The following is a 19,326-nucleotide window of genomic DNA, read 5'->3' as shown; positions in this document are numbered from 1 at the left end:
AGCAATCGAACACGGCAAAACACAGGCTTTTCGTGCAGGCCGGTGCTGCCATGTTCCCGAAACCTGCGAGGATCGGAGCGATGGGACTGTTCACAAAAGACATCAAGACCATGAACGACCTGTTCGTGCATCAGCTACAGGACATCTATTACGCCGAGCAGCAGCTCACCAAGGCGCTGCCGAAAATGGCGGATAAGGCGACGGATCCGCAGCTGAAACAGGGCTTTTTGACGCACCTCGAGGAAACCAAGCAGCACGTCACACGGCTCGAGGAAGTGTTCAAGATGCACGGTGCCCAGGTAAAGGCGGTCGACTGCCCCGCAATCGACGGCATCATCGAGGAGGCCGACGAGACTGTGGGCGAGGTCGCGGATAAGGCGGTGCTCGACGCGGCCTTGATCAACGCGGCACAGGCCGCCGAGCACTACGAGATCGTGCGCTACGGCAGCCTGATCGCCTGGGCCAAGCAGCTCGGCCGCAGCGACTGTGCCACCGTGCTCGCGAAAACGCTCGAGGAGGAGAAGGCAACGGACAAGAAACTGACGTCGCTTGCCGAGAGCAAGGTGAACCTGCGGGCGGCGAGCTAAGGCCAGGCTTGGCCGCCAGGAGAGCGCCGCGCGGTGGTCCCGCGCGGCGCTCTCATCATTCGGTCGTTGTCGAAGCATGACGGCGGGGTGGACGCGTATATGTCGCATGGGGCTGCAATCGAGGTGGCAGCATGCGAGCCAATACCATCAAATATGAAACCTTCGACGCGACTGGTGCCCCGCGCACCGCATCGCGCCTTGCAACCTCGCTCACGCTGGCGGCAATGAGCCTTGGCTATGGCGTGGTGCAGCTCGACGTCACCATCGTCAACACCGCGCTCGACGCCATGGGCAAGTCGCTCGGCGGCGGCGTTGCCGAACTGCAATGGGTCGTCAGCGCCTACACCATCGCCTTTGCCGCCTTCATCCTGACGGCCGGCGCGCTCGGCGACCGGATCGGCGCCAAACGCATCTTCATGGCGGGGTTCGCGATCTTCACTGCGGCCTCATTGGCGTGCGCGCTGTCTCCCAATGCCATTCTGTTGATCGGCGCGCGGCTGGTCCAGGGTCTGGCGGCGGCGATCCTAGTGCCGAATTCGCTGGCGCTGCTCAATCATGCCTATACGAACGACCGCGCGCGCGGCCGTGCCGTCGCGGTCTGGGCCGCAGGCGCGAGCCTGGCGCTGACCGCCGGTCCCTTCGTCGGTGGCGCGCTGATCACGCTGGTTGGCTGGCGCGCGATCTTCCTCGTCAATCTGCCCATTGGTCTCGCTGGTCTGTGGCTGAGCTGGCGCTATGCGACCGAGACCACACGGGCGCGCTCGCGTGAGATCGATCTGCCCGGCCAGCTCGCCGCGATCGGCGCGCTCGGAGCCCTCGCGGGCGCGATCATTGAGGGCGGCGGGCTCGGCTGGCGGCATCCGCTCGTGCTTTCGGCCTTCGCGGCGGCCGCGGTCCTGGCCACGCTGTTCGTCTGGCGCGAGGGCCGCACGGCGCAGCCGATGCTTCCGCTGTCCTTGTTCAGTCACCGGCTGTTTACCCTGACCACGGCCGTCGGCCTCCTCGTCAACATCGCGATCTACGGCCTGATCTTCGTGCTCAGCCTCTACTTTCAGCGGATCAACGGCCTGTCGGCGTGGTGGACCGGGCTTGCCTTCGTGCCGATGATGGGCGCGGTGCTGCCGGTCAATCTGCTGGCGCCGCGTCTTGCCGAGCGCATCGGCCCGTGCCCGACCATCGTTGTCGGCGCCTGCATCTCGGCGCTTGGCTGTCTTGGTCTGGTTTGGATCGAAGCGGGGACGAGCTATTGGGCGGTCTTCGCGCAGATGATCGCGATCAGCGGTGGACTTGGCCTTCTGGTGCCGCCTCTGACCTCGACTTTGCTCGGCAGCGTCGAGAAGGCACGATCCGGTATCGCTGCGGGTGTGCTCAACGCGACGCGGCAGACCGGCAGCGTCCTTGGCGTTGCGTTGTTCGGTTCGCTGGTCGCCTCCGACAGCGCGTTCATGACCGGCCTCCACCAGTCGCTAATCATATCGGCGGCCGTGCTGCTGCTGGCCGCCGGCGTGATCGGACTCGGCGCAAAGACTCAAGGCCGTGCAATGTGAGCAGCCGCACACATTCTCTGTTCACCATTCCGGGAGTCGGCGCATAGCCGGTTACCGACTGTCTACCTCTGCCGGTTCTAGTGCCCGATGGAAGAGGGGCCGGCAATGTATCAAGTTCTGTTTTGTCTCACGGACCAGCATGATTGGCGTCTGGTCGCACTCGGCGGCGCGGTTTGTCTGCTCGCCAGCGCGGCGGCAATCAGCCTGTTTTACCGCGCGCGTGCGGCGAGCGGGTCGGCACGTCTGGTATGGATCACGCTTGATGCCGTCGTCGCCGGTTGCGGCATCTGGGCAACCCATTTCATCGCGATGCAGGCCTATGGGCCGGGCGCCGGTGGTGCCTACAACATTCCCGTAACGGTTCTGTCGCTGATCTTTGCGATCGCAGTCACCTTCATCGGTCTTAGCATCTCGATTTCGACGACGCGCGGGGGTCTGGTCGCGGTCGGTGGCGCCGTCGTTGGCGCAGGTGTGGCCGCGATGCATTACACCGGCATGATGGCGTTCGAGATACCTGCCCATGTCAGCTGGACCACCGGGACCGTGACGGTGTCGATCTTGCTCGGCATCCTCTTTGGATCGGCCGCCTTGCACGTCGCGGGACGAGGCGATAGCCTCTCCAACGCGCTTGCCGCGACGATCCTGTTGACGGTCGCCATCGTCTCTCACCATTTCACCGCGATGGGCGCGCTGGAATTGACGCCAGATCCTACGCTTGTGATCAGCGGTCTTTCGATCCCGCCGCAGTCGTTGTCCATCCTGACCGCAAGCGCGGCGGCGGCCATTCTTGTCATCGCGCTTACGGCGGCCGTGCTCGACCGTCGTGCCAAGGGCGAGATCGGACGCCAGCAGGTCGTGCTCGACACCGCGCTCGAGAACATGTCGCAGGGACTGTGCATGTTCGATGCCGAAGGCAAGATCATCCTGTTCAACGAACGGTATGCGGCGATGCTCCGCCGCTCCGACATGCAGCTCGCCGGCCGCACATTGCTCGATGTGCTCCGCGAGGAGGCGGCAAAGGGGCAGTGGAATAGCGAGCCCGACCAATTCTTCGCACGCCTGGTCGAGGATGCCCGGGAGGGACGTACGACAACTGATGTTCTCCGCCGGTTCGACCGCTCGATCCGCGTCGTCAACCAGCCGATGCAGGGCGGCGGCTGGGTCGCCACTTTCGAGGACATCACCGAATGGCTGGAGGCGCAGGCCAAGATCTCGCACATGGCGCGCCATGACGCGCTGACCAACCTGCCGAACCGCGTGCTGTTCCACGAGCAGCTCGAACAGGGATTGCGCCGGGCCGGCTCGAACGACCAACTCGCGGTGCTCTGCCTCGACCTCGATCATTTCAAGGACATCAACGACTCGCTCGGCCATCCCATCGGCGACGCGCTACTCAAGGAGGTCGGCCGCAGGCTGAAGGCCATTGTCGGCGAGCACGACACCGTGGCCCGCCTCGGCGGCGACGAGTTCGCCGTGGTCCAGATCGGCCGCTCGGAAGAGACAGCCGCGCGAGCGCTCGCCGGCCGCCTCGTCGAGGTGATCTCCGCGCCTTACGAGATCGACGACCATCAGATCGTGATCGGCGTCTCGATCGGCATCTCGCTGTCGCCGCAGGACGGCAGCAATCCCGACGAGCTGTTGAAAAACGCCGACCTCGCGCTGTACCGCGCCAAGGCCGACGGCCGCGGCACCTATCGCTTCTTCGAGACCGGCATGGACGCGCGCGCGCAGGCGCGGCGCCTGCTGGAAATGGACATGCGGGCGGCACTCCAGCGCGACGAATTCCAGCCGTACTACCAGCCTATCCGCGACGTCGCGAGCGATCGCGTGGTCGCCTTCGAGGCGCTGCTGCGCTGGAACCACCCGCAGCGCGGCCTGATCTCGCCCATCAATTTCATTCCACTTGCCGAGGAGACTGGCCTCATCATCCAGCTCGGTGAGCTGGTACTGCACCGGGCCTGCGCGGATGCCGCGACCTGGCCGGATGACATCGGCGTCGCCGTCAACCTCTCGCCGGTGCAGTTCAAGAATCCGAACCTGATTGCGTCCGTGACCGAGGCGCTGGAGAAATCCGGGCTCGCGGCGCGCCGCCTTGAGCTCGAGATCACCGAGTCCGTGCTGCTCCAGAACAGCGAGGCGACGCTGACCACGCTGCACGACCTGCGCGCCATGGGCGTGCGGATCTCGCTCGATGATTTCGGTACCGGCTATTCCTCGCTGAGCTATCTGCGCAGCTTCCCCTTCGACAAGATCAAAATCGACCGTTCGTTCGTGTCCGAGCTCGCCACGCGCGAGGATTCGGTAGCGATCATGCGCGCCGTGACCGGGCTCGGCCGCAGCCTCGGCATCGTCACCACGGCGGAGGGCGTCGAGAACGACGCGCAGCTCGAGTTGCTCCGCCGCGAAGGCTGCACCCAGGCGCAGGGCTATCTGTTCAGCCAGCCGCGGCCGGCCTCCGACGTCGCGATGATGCTGGAACGGCCGCGGCTGCGCGTTTTGGCTTGATGAGTTAGCCGCGGCGCAGCGCGAAATGCGCGCCGCAGAAAGCCATCACGGCGCCAAGGCAGAGAGCCGCGAGGGCGGCCAGCACGCCTGCGGATGTCGGGACAGCGCTCGGCGCCGAGGCGGCCTGGCCTGCGCCCGCGAGCAGGAGCACGCCGACTGCGATCAGGAACTGCCGCATCCGGTGCGGGATCTGGCCGTCGACCGCGCTTTGCATCAACGTCGCCGTGAAATAGCCGCCGGAGAATCCGACGGTCGCAATCAGCCACCAGGCGATCGCAGCACCGGTCGGCATGAACTCATGCACGTCCGAGCGCCAGAGGCCGCCGAGGTCGAGCCCGTAGCGCGCACCTAACATATGTACGGCGAGCGCGAGCAGCACGCCCGAGACCACGGCGGCCCCAAGAATCAGGCGGCGCGGAAAATAGATCGTCTCAGCCATGCCCCGCTTGTAGGATGGGGGAGGGCGATCGCGCAAGCGGATCGCGAACGGGATTGACAGATGCAGGTTTCGGATGGGCGAGGCGCCCCGGTCACGAGCTATGCCTACAAGGCGTCGCTGATCGGCTCGGCGCATCGCTTCGAGCTGACCGATGAGGGATTGTCCTGGCGCATCGCCGGCCGCTCGGGCGTCTGGCGCTATAATGAGATCAGTGCTGTCAGGCTGTCGTTCCGCCCGGTCTCGATGCAGCAGCACCGCTTTCGCGCCGATGTCAGCCGCGCCAGTGGCGGTCGCATCGCGATCCTGTCGACGAGCTGGCAGACCGCGGCGCTGATGGCGCCGCAGGACAGCGGGTTTCGCGATTTTCTCGTCGAGCTGCACGCGCGGATGGCGAAGGCCGGCAGCCGGGCCGAGCTGACTGCCGGCCTCGGCCGCAAAACCTATGCGGCGGTGCTGGCATTCATGGCGCTGCTGGCCGTGGCGATGGCCGGGTTGTTGATCCGTGCGCTGATGATCGGCGAATTCGCCGGCGTCCTGTTCATTCTCGGCTTCGCCGCGCTGTTCGCCTGGCAGGTCGGCGGCTTTGTCCGGCGCAACCAGCCGCGCAGCTACAGCTTCGATCGGCTGCCGGCCGGCTTGCTGCCCTAGCGCTTGCAATCGGCCGCAATCAAAATTGACTTCGCAGCCGCGCGCCGGTTCTGCATCGTGCCGCGATGACAGTCACGGATCGCAGCACGCGCCTGCCGACGGCGGACGAGATCGCCGAGATCAATCGCACTCATCTCATCGATACGCCGCTCCGGCCGGCCGACTTGCTGTTTCTGTTCGGCACCCGCGAGGACGTTGCGCTCCGCGCCGAGACCGCCACGCGGCTGTGGCGCGAGGGCTATTTCCGCTGGTCGATTGTCAGCGGTGGCGTGACACCCGGCTCGGAGCAATCCGAGTGCACGATCATCAAGGCGGCGATGGTCGATGCGGGCATTCCAGCGGATCGGATCCTCGAGGAGCATCGCGCGATGAACACCGGCGAGAACGTGATCTTCTCGCTGCCGATCATCGATGCCGCGCTGGGACTGCACACTATCCGCAGCGTGATCTGCCTCGGCAACACCTGGACCGCGCGGCGCTATCCGATGACGCTGCACCGGCACTGGCCCGAGGTGACGAAGCTGCTGCTCACCGTCGACAGTTTTGCGACGCCGCGCACGCTCTGGCATACCGACGCCGAATTTCGCCGTCGTGTCCTGCACGAATGGGACAAGATCGAGCCGTACAAGGCGAGAGGATTCATCGCTGAATGGCCGGACGCCTGAGGGATTTCTTGTTTTGACGCGTTTTCTTCACGCGAACCGGGATCCACTTCGCTCGAAAACGCTTTGGTTACTCCGTCGAGTCGAAATCTTCCTCCTTGGTGCCGAGCAGCGAGACGATCGTGCGCAGGCCGGAATCGAGCTGCTCGAACGAGGGCGGGGCGAGCGCCAGCCGCACCGCGTTCGGGGCATGGCCATGCGCGACCGCGAAGGTCGAGGACGGCGTCAGCGCGATGCCGCGCCGGGCCGCCGCGGCGACGAATGTCTGCGAGCGCCAGTGCGGCGGCAGCGTCAACCAGAGATGATAGGAACGCGGATCGGCGGCGAGCTGGTAGCCGGCGAGCAGTCGTGCCGCGGTCTGCTGGCGGCGTGCGGCGTCGATGCGCTTGAGCCGGGTCAGCTCGGCGACGGTGCCGTCGGCCATCAACCGCTGGCCGGACGCGAGCGCGTGGCCGGAGGCGGTCCAGCCGCCGGTACGCACCGCGCTCATCACGCTCTCGCGCAAGCGCGCCGGCGTGACGAGGATGCCGAGGGCAAGACCCGGCGCGACCTTCTTGGAGAGGCTGTCGATGACGATGCAGCGGTCGGGCCCGAGGGCTGCGAGCGGCGTGTCATCGGCGAGGAAGCCGTAGACGGCGTCCTCGATGATGGTGAGATCGAGCTTCTCGGCAATGCGCATGATGTCGGCGCGCCGTGTCGCGTTCATGGTGACACCGAGCGGATTCTGGATGATGGGCTGGAGATACAGCGCCGACAGATGCGCCTCGCGATGCGCCTTCTGGATTGCGTCGGGTCGCGCGCCAAATTCGTCCATCGGGATCGGCACCAGCGTGATGCCGAGCCGCGCAGCGATGCTCTTGACGTAGGGGTAGGTGAGCGCCTCGACGCCGCAGCGGCCGCCGGTCGGAACGAGCGCCGCGAGCGCGGCCGCGAGCGATTGCTTGCCGTTGGCGGTGAACACGATCTGCTCGGCCTGCGGCGCAAAATCCTTGCGCGCGAGATAGGCGGCGGCGGCGGTGCGCGCGCTCTTGGTGCCGGTGCTGGTTGAGACGCGCAGCGCGGATTCGAGCGCATCGACGCGCTCGAGGCCGGCAAGGCTCTTGGCGATCATCGCCCATTGCTGCGGCAGCAGGGGATAATTGACCTCGAAATCGATGCGCGCATCGCGCGGTTCGGTGAGGGTCTCGACCTCGCGCCTGATGTCGCCGGAGATGAAGGTGCCGCGGCCGACCTCGCCGACCACGAGGCCGCGACGCAATAGCTCCGTATAGACACGGCTCGCCGTCGAGACCGCAATGCCACGGTCATAGGCAAAATTGCGCTGCGGCGGCAGCCGGTCGCCGGGCCTTAACGTGCCGTTAGAGATATCCACGGCAATGGCATCGGCAAGCTTCACGTATTCGAACTTGGACATTATTGCACCGAGAGCAATGTTTTACTTGCTCCGAGCAGTGTACTGGAGCATTTAAGTTCCATCAAGGTCCACGATTGAGCCGGGGAGAGCGAGAGCAATCCGACGGCAAATGAGGTGCAGATGCTCAGGCATTTGCGCCAACGGCATCCGCTTCGCCGCGCAGGACCAAAAGCCGGAGAAGAAACATGACCACAATCTCGCAAACTGCCGGGCGGAGTTTACGCCCATCCTCGAGCGGATTTTTTGCCACGCTCGTCACCGCCGCCTATGCGCTGCTCGACCGCCTGGAGCGCCGCTCCGCCGTCAAGACGCTGAACGAGCTCGACGACCGCGCGCTGCGCGACATCGGGATCCACCGCAGCCAGATCGAGGACGCGGTGTACGGGCAATTCAAAGCCGAGCTGACGCGGTATCTGTGAGCTTTCTCTATCGGGACGTCCCGCTAGGCCGGGCGTCCCGGTACGCACAAGTGCTTCCTCGTCGTCATTGCGAGCGCAGCGAAGCAATCTAGGTTGTCGCTGCGGAAAGATTCTGGATTGCTTCGCTGCGCTCGCAATGACGGAGCAAGCAGACACACTTTCGCCCTCTCGCGGCTTGTCTCGCCCGAGTCTTGCTTCGTTGCCTCACCCTCAATTGAAAGAGGGCGCAGGGAAGACCGGGTGCCGGCTGGCACCCGCGGTCCACTGTGCGATGGTTGCGCTACAAGAGGCTGCACAGCGGCATACAGGTGAAGCCGAGACATCCGGCCTTCCCTGCGCAGTGGTTTGAAGGCTTATGTCGTGATCTCCCCGGGGAGCGATGCACTATTGCCCCCGTCGCCTTGCGGATGACTGATACGCGCGCCCGGTCGGGCCACACGCATCGCCGCAACACTTGGCGCACAGACCCCGGGCGCCAGGACCACACGATTTTGCCGTACGCTGATCACACCGGTCGTGTGCGCGAGGTCTGCGCTCACGGTTGCCCGCCCTGCGAAGCCTTTCGCGCCGATGTGGCCCACGTCCACCGCCATCCAGCCCACGTTCGTGACGATCGCGATACGCCCCTCTTCCTTGGGCCGGAGTGAGCGACACATACGCCATTTCCGAATTTCGGTAAAGTGGAATATTTTTAGTGGCCGGTATCGACCAATGGATGGTGTGTTTTGCCCGCCAGGCAACGCAAGGTGTTGTAGCCGGGGAGTGATGAGCGCACAGCGTCTCTACATCGTCATTGCGAGCGTAGCGAAGCAATCCAGACTGCCGCCGCGGAAAGATTCTGGATTGCTTCGCTGCGCTCGCAATGACGGCGTGGCGAGAGCTCAGACCTACCGCGGGATCAAGCCAGCGCGACCTGGCCCCACACGCCGCCATAAGAGCGATCGTCCTCGGAGCGGTCAGGCTTGCGGCGAGGCCTCGCCGGAGCGCCGCGCTGGCGCCGATGCCGGACATCGAGGCGCTGCAGGTGCGTGACGACGTGGCCGGCGAGCGACGCGATCCGCGCCGCCGCCTGTTTGACGACGAACAGGATCGTGCTGATGCGACTGAGCACGCCGAGCAGGAACAGCACCGAGAAGATGTCGATATAGGCGAGGAAATCGCCGATCAGCATCAGCTCCGGCGGGATCGGGATGCTGTGATAGTAGGCGCCTATGAGGATGACGACGGGGATGAAGGCGATGACCTTCCGCAGCGTCAGCCTGTCCAGCAGCGCGGCCAGCTGCACGACCAGCACCTCCCATAACGCATCGCCGATTGCGAGCGGGACCTCGTAGGTCCATCTCCGCCACCATTGCTTCACGACATGGCTCCGAGCTGAGTGTCTGATCGCCAATCTCGTAGCAGGCTGCCCGAGCGAAAGGCCACGGCTGTCTCTCCATCGTCGTTGCGAGCGAAGCGAAGCAATCCAGAATCTTTCCGAGGCGGCAGTCTGGATTGCTTCGTCGCTTCGCTCCTCGCAATGACGGAGCGACCGTCAGTGCCTGACCACCAGCACCGAGCACTTCGCATAACGCACCACATGCCCGGCGTTCGAGCCGAGGAAATAGGTGCGCATCGCAGGCCGGTGCGAGGTCATCACGATCAGATCGGCCTTCATGTGCGCGGCTTCCTCCAGGATCTCGTGATAGATGCCGCCCTGGCGCACCACGCTGGAGATATGGGCGGCGTCGATGCCGGATTCGCGCGCGACGATGGCGAGTGCCTCTTCCGAGGTCTGGCGCTGCTGCTCGTCGAAGTCGGCCGGGACGTATTCGGCGAGCATCACCGGCGTCATCGGCAGCACGTTGAGCAGCCGGACCGATCCGCTCCAGTTCTGCGACAGCGTTGTCGCGGTCGCGATCGCAGGCTTTGCCAGATCGGTGTCGGCGAGGTCGATGGGCACGAGAATGGACTTGAACATCTGCGCCTCCCTAGTGACCAAGCTGCATCAACCGGTCGAGACGGCACCTCCGCGTCTCATCCCAGTCGAAGCAACTTGGGGCTGACGAACAGCACCAGTTTGCCGCGGCGGTAGGCCACGTCACCCCAATCCTTGACGTCAAAATCGAGGACCGCAAGCCCCGCGGTAGGAAGATTGTCGGCGAGCGCCTTGGCGCTGGCCCGATCGCCGCTGCCCATCAGCATCAGGCCGGCCTCGTGCATGCCCGGATTGTGCCCGACCAGCAGCAATCGCTTGGGATTGGCCGCGACGGTTGCAGTGCGAATGGTTTCGAGGATCTGCGCAGGATCGGCGCCGTAGAGTTCCGGCAGGATCTCGACCTCAGGCGCTGCAACGCGGTCCTTCATCGCCTGCCAGGCGACGTCCCAGGTTTGCCGGGCGCGGACGGCGTGCGACACCAGCACCGTCTCGGGGACGGGGGGATGGGTGGCGATCCAGTTGCCCATCTCGGCGGCGTCCCGCTGGCCGCGGTCGTCGAGCCGACGGTCCTGGTCGCGGCCGCTCGGCGCGTCGGTCTCGGTCTTGGCGTGACGCAGCAGCATCAAACGGCGCATGGCATTCTCGAATCGTTCCACGTCCAGAATAATCTACAGGTGCCGGTTGAGGACAAGGTGACAAGCGCCCGTACAGTCCTTTAAAGCGCGCTGAGACCAAGGCAAATCCTCATCGCGCTTTAAAATTCTGTTTTGAGCATGAACTTATCGGAAAACCGCTGCACACTTTTCCGGATCATGCTCTAAGAAAACGATATGAGCGAGACTTTCACAAGCGTGTCCCAGGAAGAAGCCGGCTTTCGTGAACGTGCCCGGCTGTCGTTCGATCTCGACGCCGATATCTGCGTGATCGGGGCAGGGCTTGCCGGTCTCTCCATTGCGCTGGAGGCGGCCCGGCTAGGCGCCAGCGTCGCGGTGCTCGAGGGCCGCCATATCGGCTGGAACGCCTCCGGCAACCAGCTCGGCACCGTGATGCCGGGCTTCGCGCTGCCGCTCACCGAGCTGATCGAGCGCATCGGCTTCGAAGACGCCAGTGAGTTGTGGACGCTGTCGAAGGAGGGCGCCGAGTTCGTCCGTGCCAATGCCACCGAAGAGAACATGCCAGGCATTGGCCTCACCGACGGCGTGCTGGAGGCCTCCAACGTCGATGCCGGCGACCGGCTGATCAGCCGGCTCCAGATGCTGAACGAGGATTTCGACACCGAGGCCGAGGGCTGGCAGGTCGATCGCGTTCGCGCGGCGCTCAAGACCGATCGTTACTTCCACGGCGTCTATTATCCCAAGGCGTTCCAGGTCGATGGCCGCAAATATGTGCATGGCCTCGCTGCGCTGGCGCGGCGGGCCGGTGCCCGCATCTTCGAGGATACGCCGGTCGTCAGTATCGACCATTCCGGCATCCGCAAGCGCATCGTCACGCCGTCGGCGCGGCTGCGCGCCACGCATATCGTGCTCGCCGGCAACATCCATCTCGGCGCGCCGTTGCGGCGGTTGTCGGAGACGCTGCTGCCGGTCTGGCGTTACGCCGGCATCACCGCGCCGCTCGGCGAGCGGGTGCACGAGATCATCGGCTTCAAGGGATCGGTGATGGATTCCGATGGCGTCGATCATTTCCGCATCGTCGATGGCGATCGCCTGATGTGGGAGAGCCCGGAGACGACCTGGGCGGCGCGGCCGCAGCGCTTTGCCGGGCCCGTCAGGCGGCGGATCCGGTCGATCTTCCCAGAGCTCGGCACTGTCGAGATCACTGAGACATTCGGCGGCGCCACCGGCCAGACCGTGCACGGCATGCCGCAGATCGGCCAGCTGCGCAAAGGCCTGTGGGTGGCGAGCGGGTTCGGCCGCCAGGGCATGAACACCTCCGCCATGGCCGGGCAGCTGATCGCGCGCAGCATCCTGTGGGGCGACGAGCGCTGGAAGCTGTTCTCGCCGTTCGAGCTGGTCTGGGCCGGCGGCACCACCGGACGGGTCGCGGGCCAGTTGGTCGGCATCTGGGGCAGGGCGAGTTCCGCCGCCGCCGGCTCGCTCGCCCGCTATCGCGAGCGGGCACGGGTCAAGGACAGGGAACGCGAGGCGCGGCTGGCCGAGGCCAACCGGGCCGCCGGCACCGGTCCGCGCCGTCCGCCGGCCGGGGTTCGGCCGCGGGTGGCTCCGGCGCCGCAGCCGGCTGCGACGCAGGAGACGGAACCGGCGTCCTACGAGCAGGGCGTCTCGCAATAAGCCCGAGAAAAATCCCGCCCGGAAGTGTAACGTCAGCCGTTAGAGCCCGTATCTCAGGGCGTGGACTTCCTGCGCACGGAGAATGAGATGTTTGACCGCCGCATCCTGTTGACGACCGTCGCCGGCCTGTTTGGCCTTTCCGCCTTCCGCTGGCTGAGAGCAACGCCGGCCCAGGCTGCCGAGAAGTTCGAGATCGAGAAGACCGACGCCGAGTGGCGGGCCCAGCTCACCCCGCAGCAATATGAGATCCTCCGCAAGGAGGGCACCGAACGGCCGGGCTCCAGCCCACTGCTGAAAGAGCACCGCAAGGGCACCTTCGCCTGCGCCGGCTGCGACCTGCCGCTGTTTGCCTCCGAGACCAAGTTCGAGAGCGGCACGGGTTGGCCGAGCTTCTACCAGCCGATCGAGGGCAATGTCGGCAAGACCGAGGACCGCACCTTCGGCATGTTGCGCACCGAGGTGCACTGCCGGCGCTGTGGCGGCCATCTCGGCCACGTCTTCGACGACGGTCCGAAGCCGACCGGATTGCGCTACTGCATCGACGGTTTCGGGCTGGTGTTCCACCCCGCGGCGCCGTCGGCGACGTAAGGCTTTATGTGACGCGTTCCCCCGGCAATTGTTGCCGGCCCGGCAATTGTGCCCCGGTCCTCCGACCGGGGCATGTCTATTTAAGCCATTGATTTTGTGACGATACCCGCATTGGCATAGGCCTTGCGACTGTCTCCCCGACTGCGGCCATGGTCGACCGGCCGCCGAGATCGGATTTGGAGACAAAGTTATGGGTATCTTCGATGCAATGAACACCTCGGTGGGTGGCCTGCAAGCGCAGTCCTACGCGCTTCAGAACATTTCCGGCAACATCGCGAACTCATCCACCACCGCCTACAAGGGCATCGGGACCTCGTTCGAAGATCTCATTCCCGACGCCTCCGTGCCCAACAAGCAGGTCGCCGGCGGCGTCACCGCGCACGCACAGGCGACCATCACCACCCAGGGCACGATCTCGTCCTCCAGCGTCGCCACCAACATGGCGATCACCGGCGACGGCTTTTTCTCGGTGCAGAAGGCGAGCGGCGTCGTCGACAACGTGCCGGTGTTTGACGGCGTTACCGACTATACGCGGCGTGGCGACTTCCAGGTCAACGCCAACGGCAACCTGGTCAATGGCGCCGGCTACTATTTGATGGGCGTCACAGTCGACCCGAAGACCGGCAATCCGACCGGCAGCGTGCCAACGGTGCTGCAGTTCCAGAACAATTTCGTCCCGGCGCAGGCGACGACCTCGATCCAGTATGCAGCGAACCTGCCGAGCCAGCCGAACACGGTAGCGAGCTCAACGGCGCAGAGCGGCACGTTGCTCGCGGCCGGCGGACTCAATCCGTCCGATTTCGCAGCCAACCCGCTGGTCGTGGGCACCCCGCCACCGCCCTTTGTCAGCGTGGGAGTCTCGGGTTCGGCGGCTACCGGCAATCTCCGCTCGGCCTATACAGCGACGACCGCAACGGGCTCGGCAGCGCTGCTGGACAGTTCTTCGGCCGCGGTCACCAGCGGCACCTCGCTCGATTCGGCCAACACGCCGCATCTGAACAGCACGCTGCTGACCAGCCTGGCCGGCACGCAGATGGTGGTCGGAAGCCAGACGATCAAGTTCGATGCTACCGTTTCCGGCACCTCGACAGTCGGCACCACGACCACGATCGGTCTGCTCTCGCCCACCGGCTCAAAGATGTCGGACATCCTGAACGCGATCGTGGCCGGGGCCGGCGGCACGCCCGCCGCCGCGTCGATGACGTCCACCGGCAACATCCAGATCACAACCAACACCACGCAAGATATCACGGTCACCGGCGCTGCGGCCGGTTTGCTCGGCATCAGCAGCGTGACGCGCGGCGGCAACGTGCTGTCCACGCCCGCGATCACCGGCGCAACGTTGTTGGGCGGCGCTGCGACGCCCGGCGGCTCGGAAGTCCTCTCAACGGGTTTCGTCGCCAACGATACCATCACAGTGGACGGTCAGACGCTGACCTTCATGGCGACGGGCGCGTCCGGCCCAAACCAGATCAACGTCGGCGATTCCATCTCAACACTGCTCAACAAGATTGACGCTCTGAGTGGTGCGTCAACTTCTACGAACTCCTCGATCTCCAACGGCGTGATCACGCTGCAAACCGGCGTCACCAATCCCACGCTGACGGTGACCAGCAACAACAGCGGCGCCTTCGCCGCGCTCGGCTTCACCTCGACGGTCCAGAAGAACCGCGGCGGCGGCGGCACTTCCGGTACGGGCGGCGTGCAGGGCAACGACATTGCGACCTTCACCAAGGAATCGATCAGTGGCGGTGCGGTGACAGCCTACAACGCGGCGGGTACCCCGGTGAACCTGCAATTGCGCTGGGCCAAGACCGACAGCGCCTCGCTGCCTGGCGGAGGGCATACCGACACCTGGAATTTGTTCTACCAGACCGACCCGAATGCGGCGGGCACGGCGGTCGGTTGGGTGAATGCGGGCCAGTCCTTCACCTTTGCCGCTGACGGCTCCCTCACCTCGCCGAGCGGCTCGGGCATTACCCTCAGCAACGTTAAGGTCAGCGGCCAGCAGCTCGGCACAGTCGCCCTCAACATCTCCTCAGGCGGCTTGACGCAATATGCCAGCACCAGCGGCGCGGTCACCATCAACACCATCACGCAGAACGGCTACGCCGCCGGTCAGCTCCGTTCGGTCGCCGTCAGCAACAACGGCCTCGTGGTCGGCACCTTCTCCAACGGCCAGAACCTCGACCTCGCCCAGGTGACGCTGTCGCACTTCAACGGCACCAACTATTTGAAGGCCCTCGATGGCGGCGCCTACGCCGTGACCGACCAGTCGGGTCCGGCGATTGCTGGTGCCTCGGGCACCATCAGCGGCTCGTCGCTGGAGGGATCCAACACCGACATCGCCGACGAATTCACCAAACTGATCGTGACCCAGCAGGCCTATTCGGCCAACACCAAGGTGATCACGACGGCGAACTCGATGGTCCAGGATCTCCTGAACGTGTTGCGCTGATTGGCGCGTAACGTAACCAAAGGCGGCAAGTAAGATGGGTTTGAGTTCAGCCCTTGCCAGTGCGATGAGCGGCCTGCGTGCCAACCAGGCTGCGCTGTCGATCGTCTCGTCGAACGTCGCAAATTCGCAGACGCCGGGTTACGTCGCCCAGACGCCGAACCAGATCGAAGTCACCACCGGTGATTTCGGCTCGACGGCGAAGACGACCGGCGTCAGCCGCGACATCGACAGCTATGTGCTGAACCAGCTGCGCACCGAGACCGGCGGCAGCGGCTATGCCGACCAGACGGCCAACATTCTGAAGCAACTTCAGAATGTCTATGGCACGCCCGGCAACAGCGGCACGCTCGAAACCGCACTGAACAATTTTACCAGCTCGCTCCAGGCGCTGTCGACCAGTGCGGGCTCGTCGTCGGCGCAGACGGTCGCGGTCAGTGCCGCGCAGGCACTGGCGACGCAACTCAACGTCACCACCAAAGGCATCCAGTCGCTGCGCTCCAATGTCGAACAGGATCTCAGCACCTCATCGCAAGCCGCCAATGCTGCGATGAGCCAGATCGCCGACATCAACACGAAGCTCCAGGGTTTGGCGCCGACCGATCCGTCCGCTGCGACCCTGATGGACCAGCGCGACCAGGCCATCAACAGCCTGTCGAAATATGTCGACGTCCGCGTCACCACCGACGGATCGAACCAGACCAACATCTACACGACCACCGGCATCCAGCTGGTCGGCGCGGGGCTCGCCTCGCAATTTTCCTTCACGTCTGCTGGCACGTTGGGCGCGACCTCGCTCTACAACCTCGATCCGGCCAAGTCCGGGGTCGGCGCGCTCACCATCAAGCTGCCGAACGGCTCGTCGATCGACGTCGCCGGCAACAACGTGGTGTCCTCCGGCCAGATCGCTGCCGATTTGAAGCTGCGCGACCAGACGCTGGTGCAGGCGCAGAACCAGGTCGACCAGCTCGCCGCGACGATGTCGAGCGCGCTGTCGGACAAGACCACGGCGGGCACCACCGTCTCCGGTCCGCCCGCCGGCTTCGACATCGATCTCGCCGGCGCGCAGCCGGGCAACACCGTCAACCTGACCTACACCGACTCCACCAACACGCAGCGCCAGATCACGCTGGTAAACGTGACCGATCCGGCGGCGCTGCCGCTGCAGAACGCCACCAACGCCAATCCGGTGCAGATCGGCGTCAATTTTTCCGGCGGCATGGGCGCGATCGCGTCGGCGCTCAACACCGCGCTATCAGGCTCGCATTTGACGTTCTCCGCGGCTCCGTCGCCGGCGACCGCGACGACACTGCGGGTCACGGATGACAACACCGGCCTCGCCAAGATCACTTCGGCGTCGAGCACCAAGACGGTCTCGTCGCTGACCTCGGGCGGTCCGCAACTGCCGCTGTTCACCGACGGCGGTAGTGCGCTGTACACCGGCGCGATCACGGCGTCGGGCTCGCAAATGACCGGCCTTGCCGGCCGCATCGCCGTGAATACGGCGCTGTCCACGGACCCGACCAAGCTGTCGATCTACAGCACCTCGCCGGTGACGCCCACGGGCGACACCACGCGCTCGGACTATCTCTATTCGCAGCTCACCCATACGGTGTTTTCCTATTCGCCGCAGACCGGTCTCGGCTCGGCGAGCCAGCCGTTCAGCGGCAGCGTCTCGAACTACCTCCAGCAATTCCTGAGCGTGCAGGCCAACGCCTCGACCCAGGCGACCGCGCTCCAGCAGGGCCAGAGCGTCGTGGTCTCGACGCTCCAGGCCAAGTTCAACTCGACCTCCAGCGTCAATCTGGACTCGGAGATGTCGAATTTGATCCAGCTCCAGAACGCCTATGCCGCCAACGCGCACGTCATGTCGGTGGTGCAGAGCATGATGAACACGTTGCTCCAGGCTCAAGTGTAACCAGTACAGGGCTCTGAAACATGTCGATCAGCAGCATCAACTACGGTTCGTCGGTCCTCGGCGCGCAGATCCGCAACATCAATCAGCAGCTCACCGACCTGTCGACGCAGCTCTCGACCGGCAAGCTGTCGCAGAACTATTCCGGCATGGGGACCAACGAAGGCTTCGCGATCGCCTCGCGCGCGCAGCTTTCGAACATCGCCGCCTATACCGACACGATCACCAACGTCAACGTCAACATCAACCTCGCCAACACTGCGCTGCAGTCGCTGACGACGATCCGCAGCACGGTGCAAACGGGCTCGGCGACCTCCTCGCAGGATCTCAACGTCAACGGCCAGACGGTCGCGCAGAACACCGCCGCCGCGCAGTTCGGCTCGATGGTCGGCGTGCTCAACACGCAGTCCGGCAACCGCTATCTGTTCTCCGGCACGGCCTACAATACGCAATCTGTCGCCAATGCCGGCGACATCATCAACGGCACCACCACGCAGGCGGGCCTGAAGACCGTCATGGCGGAGCGCCAGGCAGCGGACCTCGGCGCCAACGGCATGGGGCGGCTGGTGCAGTCGCAGACAGCGGGCGTGATCAGCGTGACGGAAGATTCTGCGACCTCTCCATTCGGGTTGAAGATTGCGGCGGTCTCCTCGACGTTGACCGGCGCAACGGTGACCGGCCCGAGCGGCTCGCCGGTGTCGTTCTCGGTCAATCTCAACGGCGTCAACCCGAGCAACGGCGACAAGCTCAGCGTCAAGTTCACGCTGCCTGATGGTTCGACCGAGCAGATCGACCTGACCGCCTCGACCGCGACGCCGACGCCGGTCGGCAGCTTTGCGATCGATGCAAGCACCCCCGTCAACCCAGCCAACACGGCGATCAATCTCAACACTGCGCTGAACACCGCGATCACGAAGCTCGCCAACACCTCGCTGGTGGCGGCATCGGCCGTGGCCGCCGGCGACAATTTCTTCAACACGGACAGCTCGGCGATCGGCGCTGCCAAGACCAACCAGGCGACCCCGGCGGCACCACTCAGCGGCGCCACCGCGCTATCAGGCACGGCGCCTTCGGACTCGATTGCGCCGGGCTTTTCCGCAGGCGACAGCATCACCGTCAACGGCACCACGCTGAGCTTCGTCGCCTCGGGCGCGACCGGCAACCAGCTCAACGTCACCGACAGCATCCAGACCCTGATGAGCAAGATCGACTCGATCACGGGCACCTCGAAGCCGTCGACGATCCATGGCGGCTCGATCACGATCAACACCGGCGACGCCGCGAGCCTGAGCATCTCGGGCTCGACCCCGGGCGCGACCGCCGCGCTCGGTGCGCTTGGCTTCAGCTCAACGCCGATCAGCGCCACGCAGCCGCCGCTGCGCGTCGGCTCGTCGCCGGCAAGTTCGGCGACGACGCTGGTGAACGGCTCGGCCACGACCGTGAAATGGTATACTGGCAATGACGGCCCGGGCTCGGCGCGCTCGACCGCGGTGGCGCGGGTCGACGATTCCGTCACGGTGCAATATGGCGCCCAGGCCGACGAGAACGCGATTCGCAGCCAGCTGCAGGCGATCGCCGTGTACGGCACGTTCTCGACCTCGCCGACCGGGCAGTATTCGGGCGCGCAGGTCGCGGCGCTGAGCCTGCGCACCACGCAGGCACTGACACCGCAGCCCGGGCAACAGAAGATCGAGGACATCCAGACCGACATCGCGATGGCCCAGAACACGATGAAGGACGCGACCACGCGCCAGACCCAGGCCAAGGCGCAGCTCCAGAGCATCGTCGACCAGGCCGAGTCGGCCTCGCCCGACCAGGTCGCGAGTGAGATTCTTTCGCTCCAGAACGCACTGCAGGCGTCCTACCAGACTACCGCCAAGCTCGCGCAGCTCTCGTTAGTCAAATACCTGTAAGGGTGCATTAAGACGCCGTTAACCA

Annotated in this window: 16 protein-coding genes; 11 read left to right on the top strand and 5 right to left on the bottom strand. The window is 65.0% G+C overall.

Annotated features, from left to right (window positions below; all coding sequences use genetic code 11):
* Positions 1-80 precede the first annotated feature (80 nt).
* The 3 genes from ACP2YP_RS26995 (at position 81) to ACP2YP_RS26985 (ending at position 4,639) form a co-directional block, all read left to right on the top strand.
* Positions 81-587, top strand: coding sequence for a ferritin-like domain-containing protein (locus ACP2YP_RS26995; protein WP_426419296.1), 507 nt, complete (start codon positions 81-83; stop codon positions 585-587).
* Between the two features lie 131 nt (positions 588-718).
* Positions 719-2,134, top strand: a complete 1,416-nt coding sequence (locus tag ACP2YP_RS26990; protein ID WP_426419295.1) for an MFS transporter — start codon at positions 719-721, stop codon at positions 2,132-2,134.
* A gap of 105 nt (positions 2,135-2,239) precedes the next feature.
* Positions 2,240-4,639, top strand: coding sequence for a bifunctional diguanylate cyclase/phosphodiesterase (locus ACP2YP_RS26985; protein ID WP_426419294.1), 2,400 nt, complete (start codon positions 2,240-2,242; stop codon positions 4,637-4,639).
* 4 nt (positions 4,640-4,643) lie between these two features.
* Here the strand turns inward: ACP2YP_RS26985 and ACP2YP_RS26980 are convergent, their stop codons facing one another.
* Positions 4,644-5,078, bottom strand: coding sequence for a hypothetical protein (locus ACP2YP_RS26980; protein WP_426419293.1), 435 nt, complete (start codon positions 5,076-5,078; stop codon positions 4,644-4,646).
* A gap of 60 nt (positions 5,079-5,138) precedes the next feature.
* On the opposite strand from ACP2YP_RS26980, the gene ACP2YP_RS26975 reads away from it, so the two are divergent.
* Together ACP2YP_RS26975 and ACP2YP_RS26970 are read left to right on the top strand one after the other, a co-directional pair.
* Complete coding sequence (locus ACP2YP_RS26975; protein WP_426419292.1) at positions 5,139-5,726, top strand: hypothetical protein; 588 nt, start codon at positions 5,139-5,141, stop codon at positions 5,724-5,726.
* A gap of 65 nt (positions 5,727-5,791) precedes the next feature.
* Positions 5,792-6,391, top strand: coding sequence for a YdcF family protein (locus ACP2YP_RS26970; protein WP_426419291.1), 600 nt, complete (start codon positions 5,792-5,794; stop codon positions 6,389-6,391).
* 67 nt (positions 6,392-6,458) lie between these two features.
* On the opposite strand, the gene ACP2YP_RS26965 is transcribed toward ACP2YP_RS26970, so the two are convergent.
* The gene (locus tag ACP2YP_RS26965) at positions 6,459-7,802 is read right to left on the bottom strand and encodes a PLP-dependent aminotransferase family protein (RefSeq protein WP_426419290.1); all 1,344 of its coding nucleotides are present in this window, start codon (positions 7,800-7,802) and stop codon (positions 6,459-6,461) included.
* Positions 7,803-7,987: 185 nt separating this feature from the next.
* Between ACP2YP_RS26965 and ACP2YP_RS26960 the strand changes: the two genes are divergently transcribed.
* Positions 7,988-8,221: a DUF1127 domain-containing protein gene (locus ACP2YP_RS26960; protein WP_426419289.1), complete on the top strand. Its 234-nt coding sequence runs from the start codon at positions 7,988-7,990 to the stop codon at positions 8,219-8,221.
* A gap of 898 nt (positions 8,222-9,119) precedes the next feature.
* On the opposite strand, the gene ACP2YP_RS26955 is transcribed toward ACP2YP_RS26960, so the two are convergent.
* From ACP2YP_RS26955 to ACP2YP_RS26945, 3 genes are all read right to left on the bottom strand, one after another.
* The gene (locus ACP2YP_RS26955) at positions 9,120-9,581 is read right to left on the bottom strand and encodes a hypothetical protein (protein WP_426419288.1); all 462 of its coding nucleotides are present in this window, start codon (positions 9,579-9,581) and stop codon (positions 9,120-9,122) included.
* Between the two features lie 174 nt (positions 9,582-9,755).
* Complete coding sequence (locus ACP2YP_RS26950) at positions 9,756-10,181, bottom strand: universal stress protein (RefSeq protein WP_128950824.1); 426 nt, start codon at positions 10,179-10,181, stop codon at positions 9,756-9,758.
* A gap of 56 nt (positions 10,182-10,237) precedes the next feature.
* Positions 10,238-10,774, bottom strand: coding sequence for a SixA phosphatase family protein (locus ACP2YP_RS26945; protein ID WP_426419287.1), 537 nt, complete (start codon positions 10,772-10,774; stop codon positions 10,238-10,240).
* A gap of 195 nt (positions 10,775-10,969) precedes the next feature.
* On the opposite strand from ACP2YP_RS26945, the gene ACP2YP_RS26940 reads away from it, so the two are divergent.
* From ACP2YP_RS26940 to ACP2YP_RS26920, 5 genes are all read left to right on the top strand, one after another.
* Positions 10,970-12,430: an NAD(P)/FAD-dependent oxidoreductase gene (locus ACP2YP_RS26940; protein ID WP_426419286.1), complete on the top strand. Its 1,461-nt coding sequence runs from the start codon at positions 10,970-10,972 to the stop codon at positions 12,428-12,430.
* An 87-nt stretch (positions 12,431-12,517) separates the two neighbouring features.
* Entirely contained in the window at positions 12,518-13,018 is a 501-nt protein-coding gene (msrB, locus tag ACP2YP_RS26935; protein WP_426419285.1) for a peptide-methionine (R)-S-oxide reductase MsrB, read from the top strand.
* A 190-nt stretch (positions 13,019-13,208) separates the two neighbouring features.
* The gene (locus tag ACP2YP_RS26930) at positions 13,209-15,476 is read left to right on the top strand and encodes a flagellar hook-basal body complex protein (RefSeq protein WP_426419284.1); all 2,268 of its coding nucleotides are present in this window, start codon (positions 13,209-13,211) and stop codon (positions 15,474-15,476) included.
* 34 nt (positions 15,477-15,510) lie between these two features.
* Positions 15,511-17,391: a flagellar hook-associated protein FlgK gene (flgK, locus tag ACP2YP_RS26925; protein WP_426419283.1), complete on the top strand. Its 1,881-nt coding sequence runs from the start codon at positions 15,511-15,513 to the stop codon at positions 17,389-17,391.
* 20 nt (positions 17,392-17,411) lie between these two features.
* Positions 17,412-19,301: a flagellar protein gene (locus ACP2YP_RS26920; protein WP_426419282.1), complete on the top strand. Its 1,890-nt coding sequence runs from the start codon at positions 17,412-17,414 to the stop codon at positions 19,299-19,301.
* Positions 19,302-19,326: the final 25 nt, after the last annotated feature.

This window comes from Bradyrhizobium genosp. A, assembly GCF_049949275.1.
In the GTDB taxonomy this organism is placed as follows: Bacteria; Pseudomonadota; Alphaproteobacteria; order Rhizobiales; family Xanthobacteraceae; genus Bradyrhizobium.
Note: the sequence above shows the minus strand (reverse complement) of the source record. Positions and strands in the feature narration are given on the sequence as shown.

Coding starts and splice junctions, on each gene's coding strand:
- ACP2YP_RS26995 (WP_426419296.1), top strand. CDS start 81: ATGGGACTGTTCACAAAAGACATCAAGACCATGAACGACCTGTTCGTG.
- ACP2YP_RS26990 (WP_426419295.1), top strand. CDS start 719: ATGCGAGCCAATACCATCAAATATGAAACCTTCGACGCGACTGGTGCC.
- ACP2YP_RS26985 (WP_426419294.1), top strand. CDS start 2,240: ATGTATCAAGTTCTGTTTTGTCTCACGGACCAGCATGATTGGCGTCTG.
- ACP2YP_RS26980 (WP_426419293.1), bottom strand. CDS start 5,078: ATGGCTGAGACGATCTATTTTCCGCGCCGCCTGATTCTTGGGGCCGCC.
- ACP2YP_RS26975 (WP_426419292.1), top strand. CDS start 5,139: ATGCAGGTTTCGGATGGGCGAGGCGCCCCGGTCACGAGCTATGCCTAC.
- ACP2YP_RS26970 (WP_426419291.1), top strand. CDS start 5,792: ATGACAGTCACGGATCGCAGCACGCGCCTGCCGACGGCGGACGAGATC.
- ACP2YP_RS26965 (WP_426419290.1), bottom strand. CDS start 7,802: ATGTCCAAGTTCGAATACGTGAAGCTTGCCGATGCCATTGCCGTGGAT.
- ACP2YP_RS26960 (WP_426419289.1), top strand. CDS start 7,988: ATGACCACAATCTCGCAAACTGCCGGGCGGAGTTTACGCCCATCCTCG.
- ACP2YP_RS26950 (WP_128950824.1), bottom strand. CDS start 10,181: ATGTTCAAGTCCATTCTCGTGCCCATCGACCTCGCCGACACCGATCTG.
- ACP2YP_RS26945 (WP_426419287.1), bottom strand. CDS start 10,774: ATGCGCCGTTTGATGCTGCTGCGTCACGCCAAGACCGAGACCGACGCG.
- ACP2YP_RS26940 (WP_426419286.1), top strand. CDS start 10,970: ATGAGCGAGACTTTCACAAGCGTGTCCCAGGAAGAAGCCGGCTTTCGT.
- msrB (WP_426419285.1), top strand. CDS start 12,518: ATGTTTGACCGCCGCATCCTGTTGACGACCGTCGCCGGCCTGTTTGGC.
- ACP2YP_RS26930 (WP_426419284.1), top strand. CDS start 13,209: ATGGGTATCTTCGATGCAATGAACACCTCGGTGGGTGGCCTGCAAGCG.
- flgK (WP_426419283.1), top strand. CDS start 15,511: ATGGGTTTGAGTTCAGCCCTTGCCAGTGCGATGAGCGGCCTGCGTGCC.
- ACP2YP_RS26920 (WP_426419282.1), top strand. CDS start 17,412: ATGTCGATCAGCAGCATCAACTACGGTTCGTCGGTCCTCGGCGCGCAG.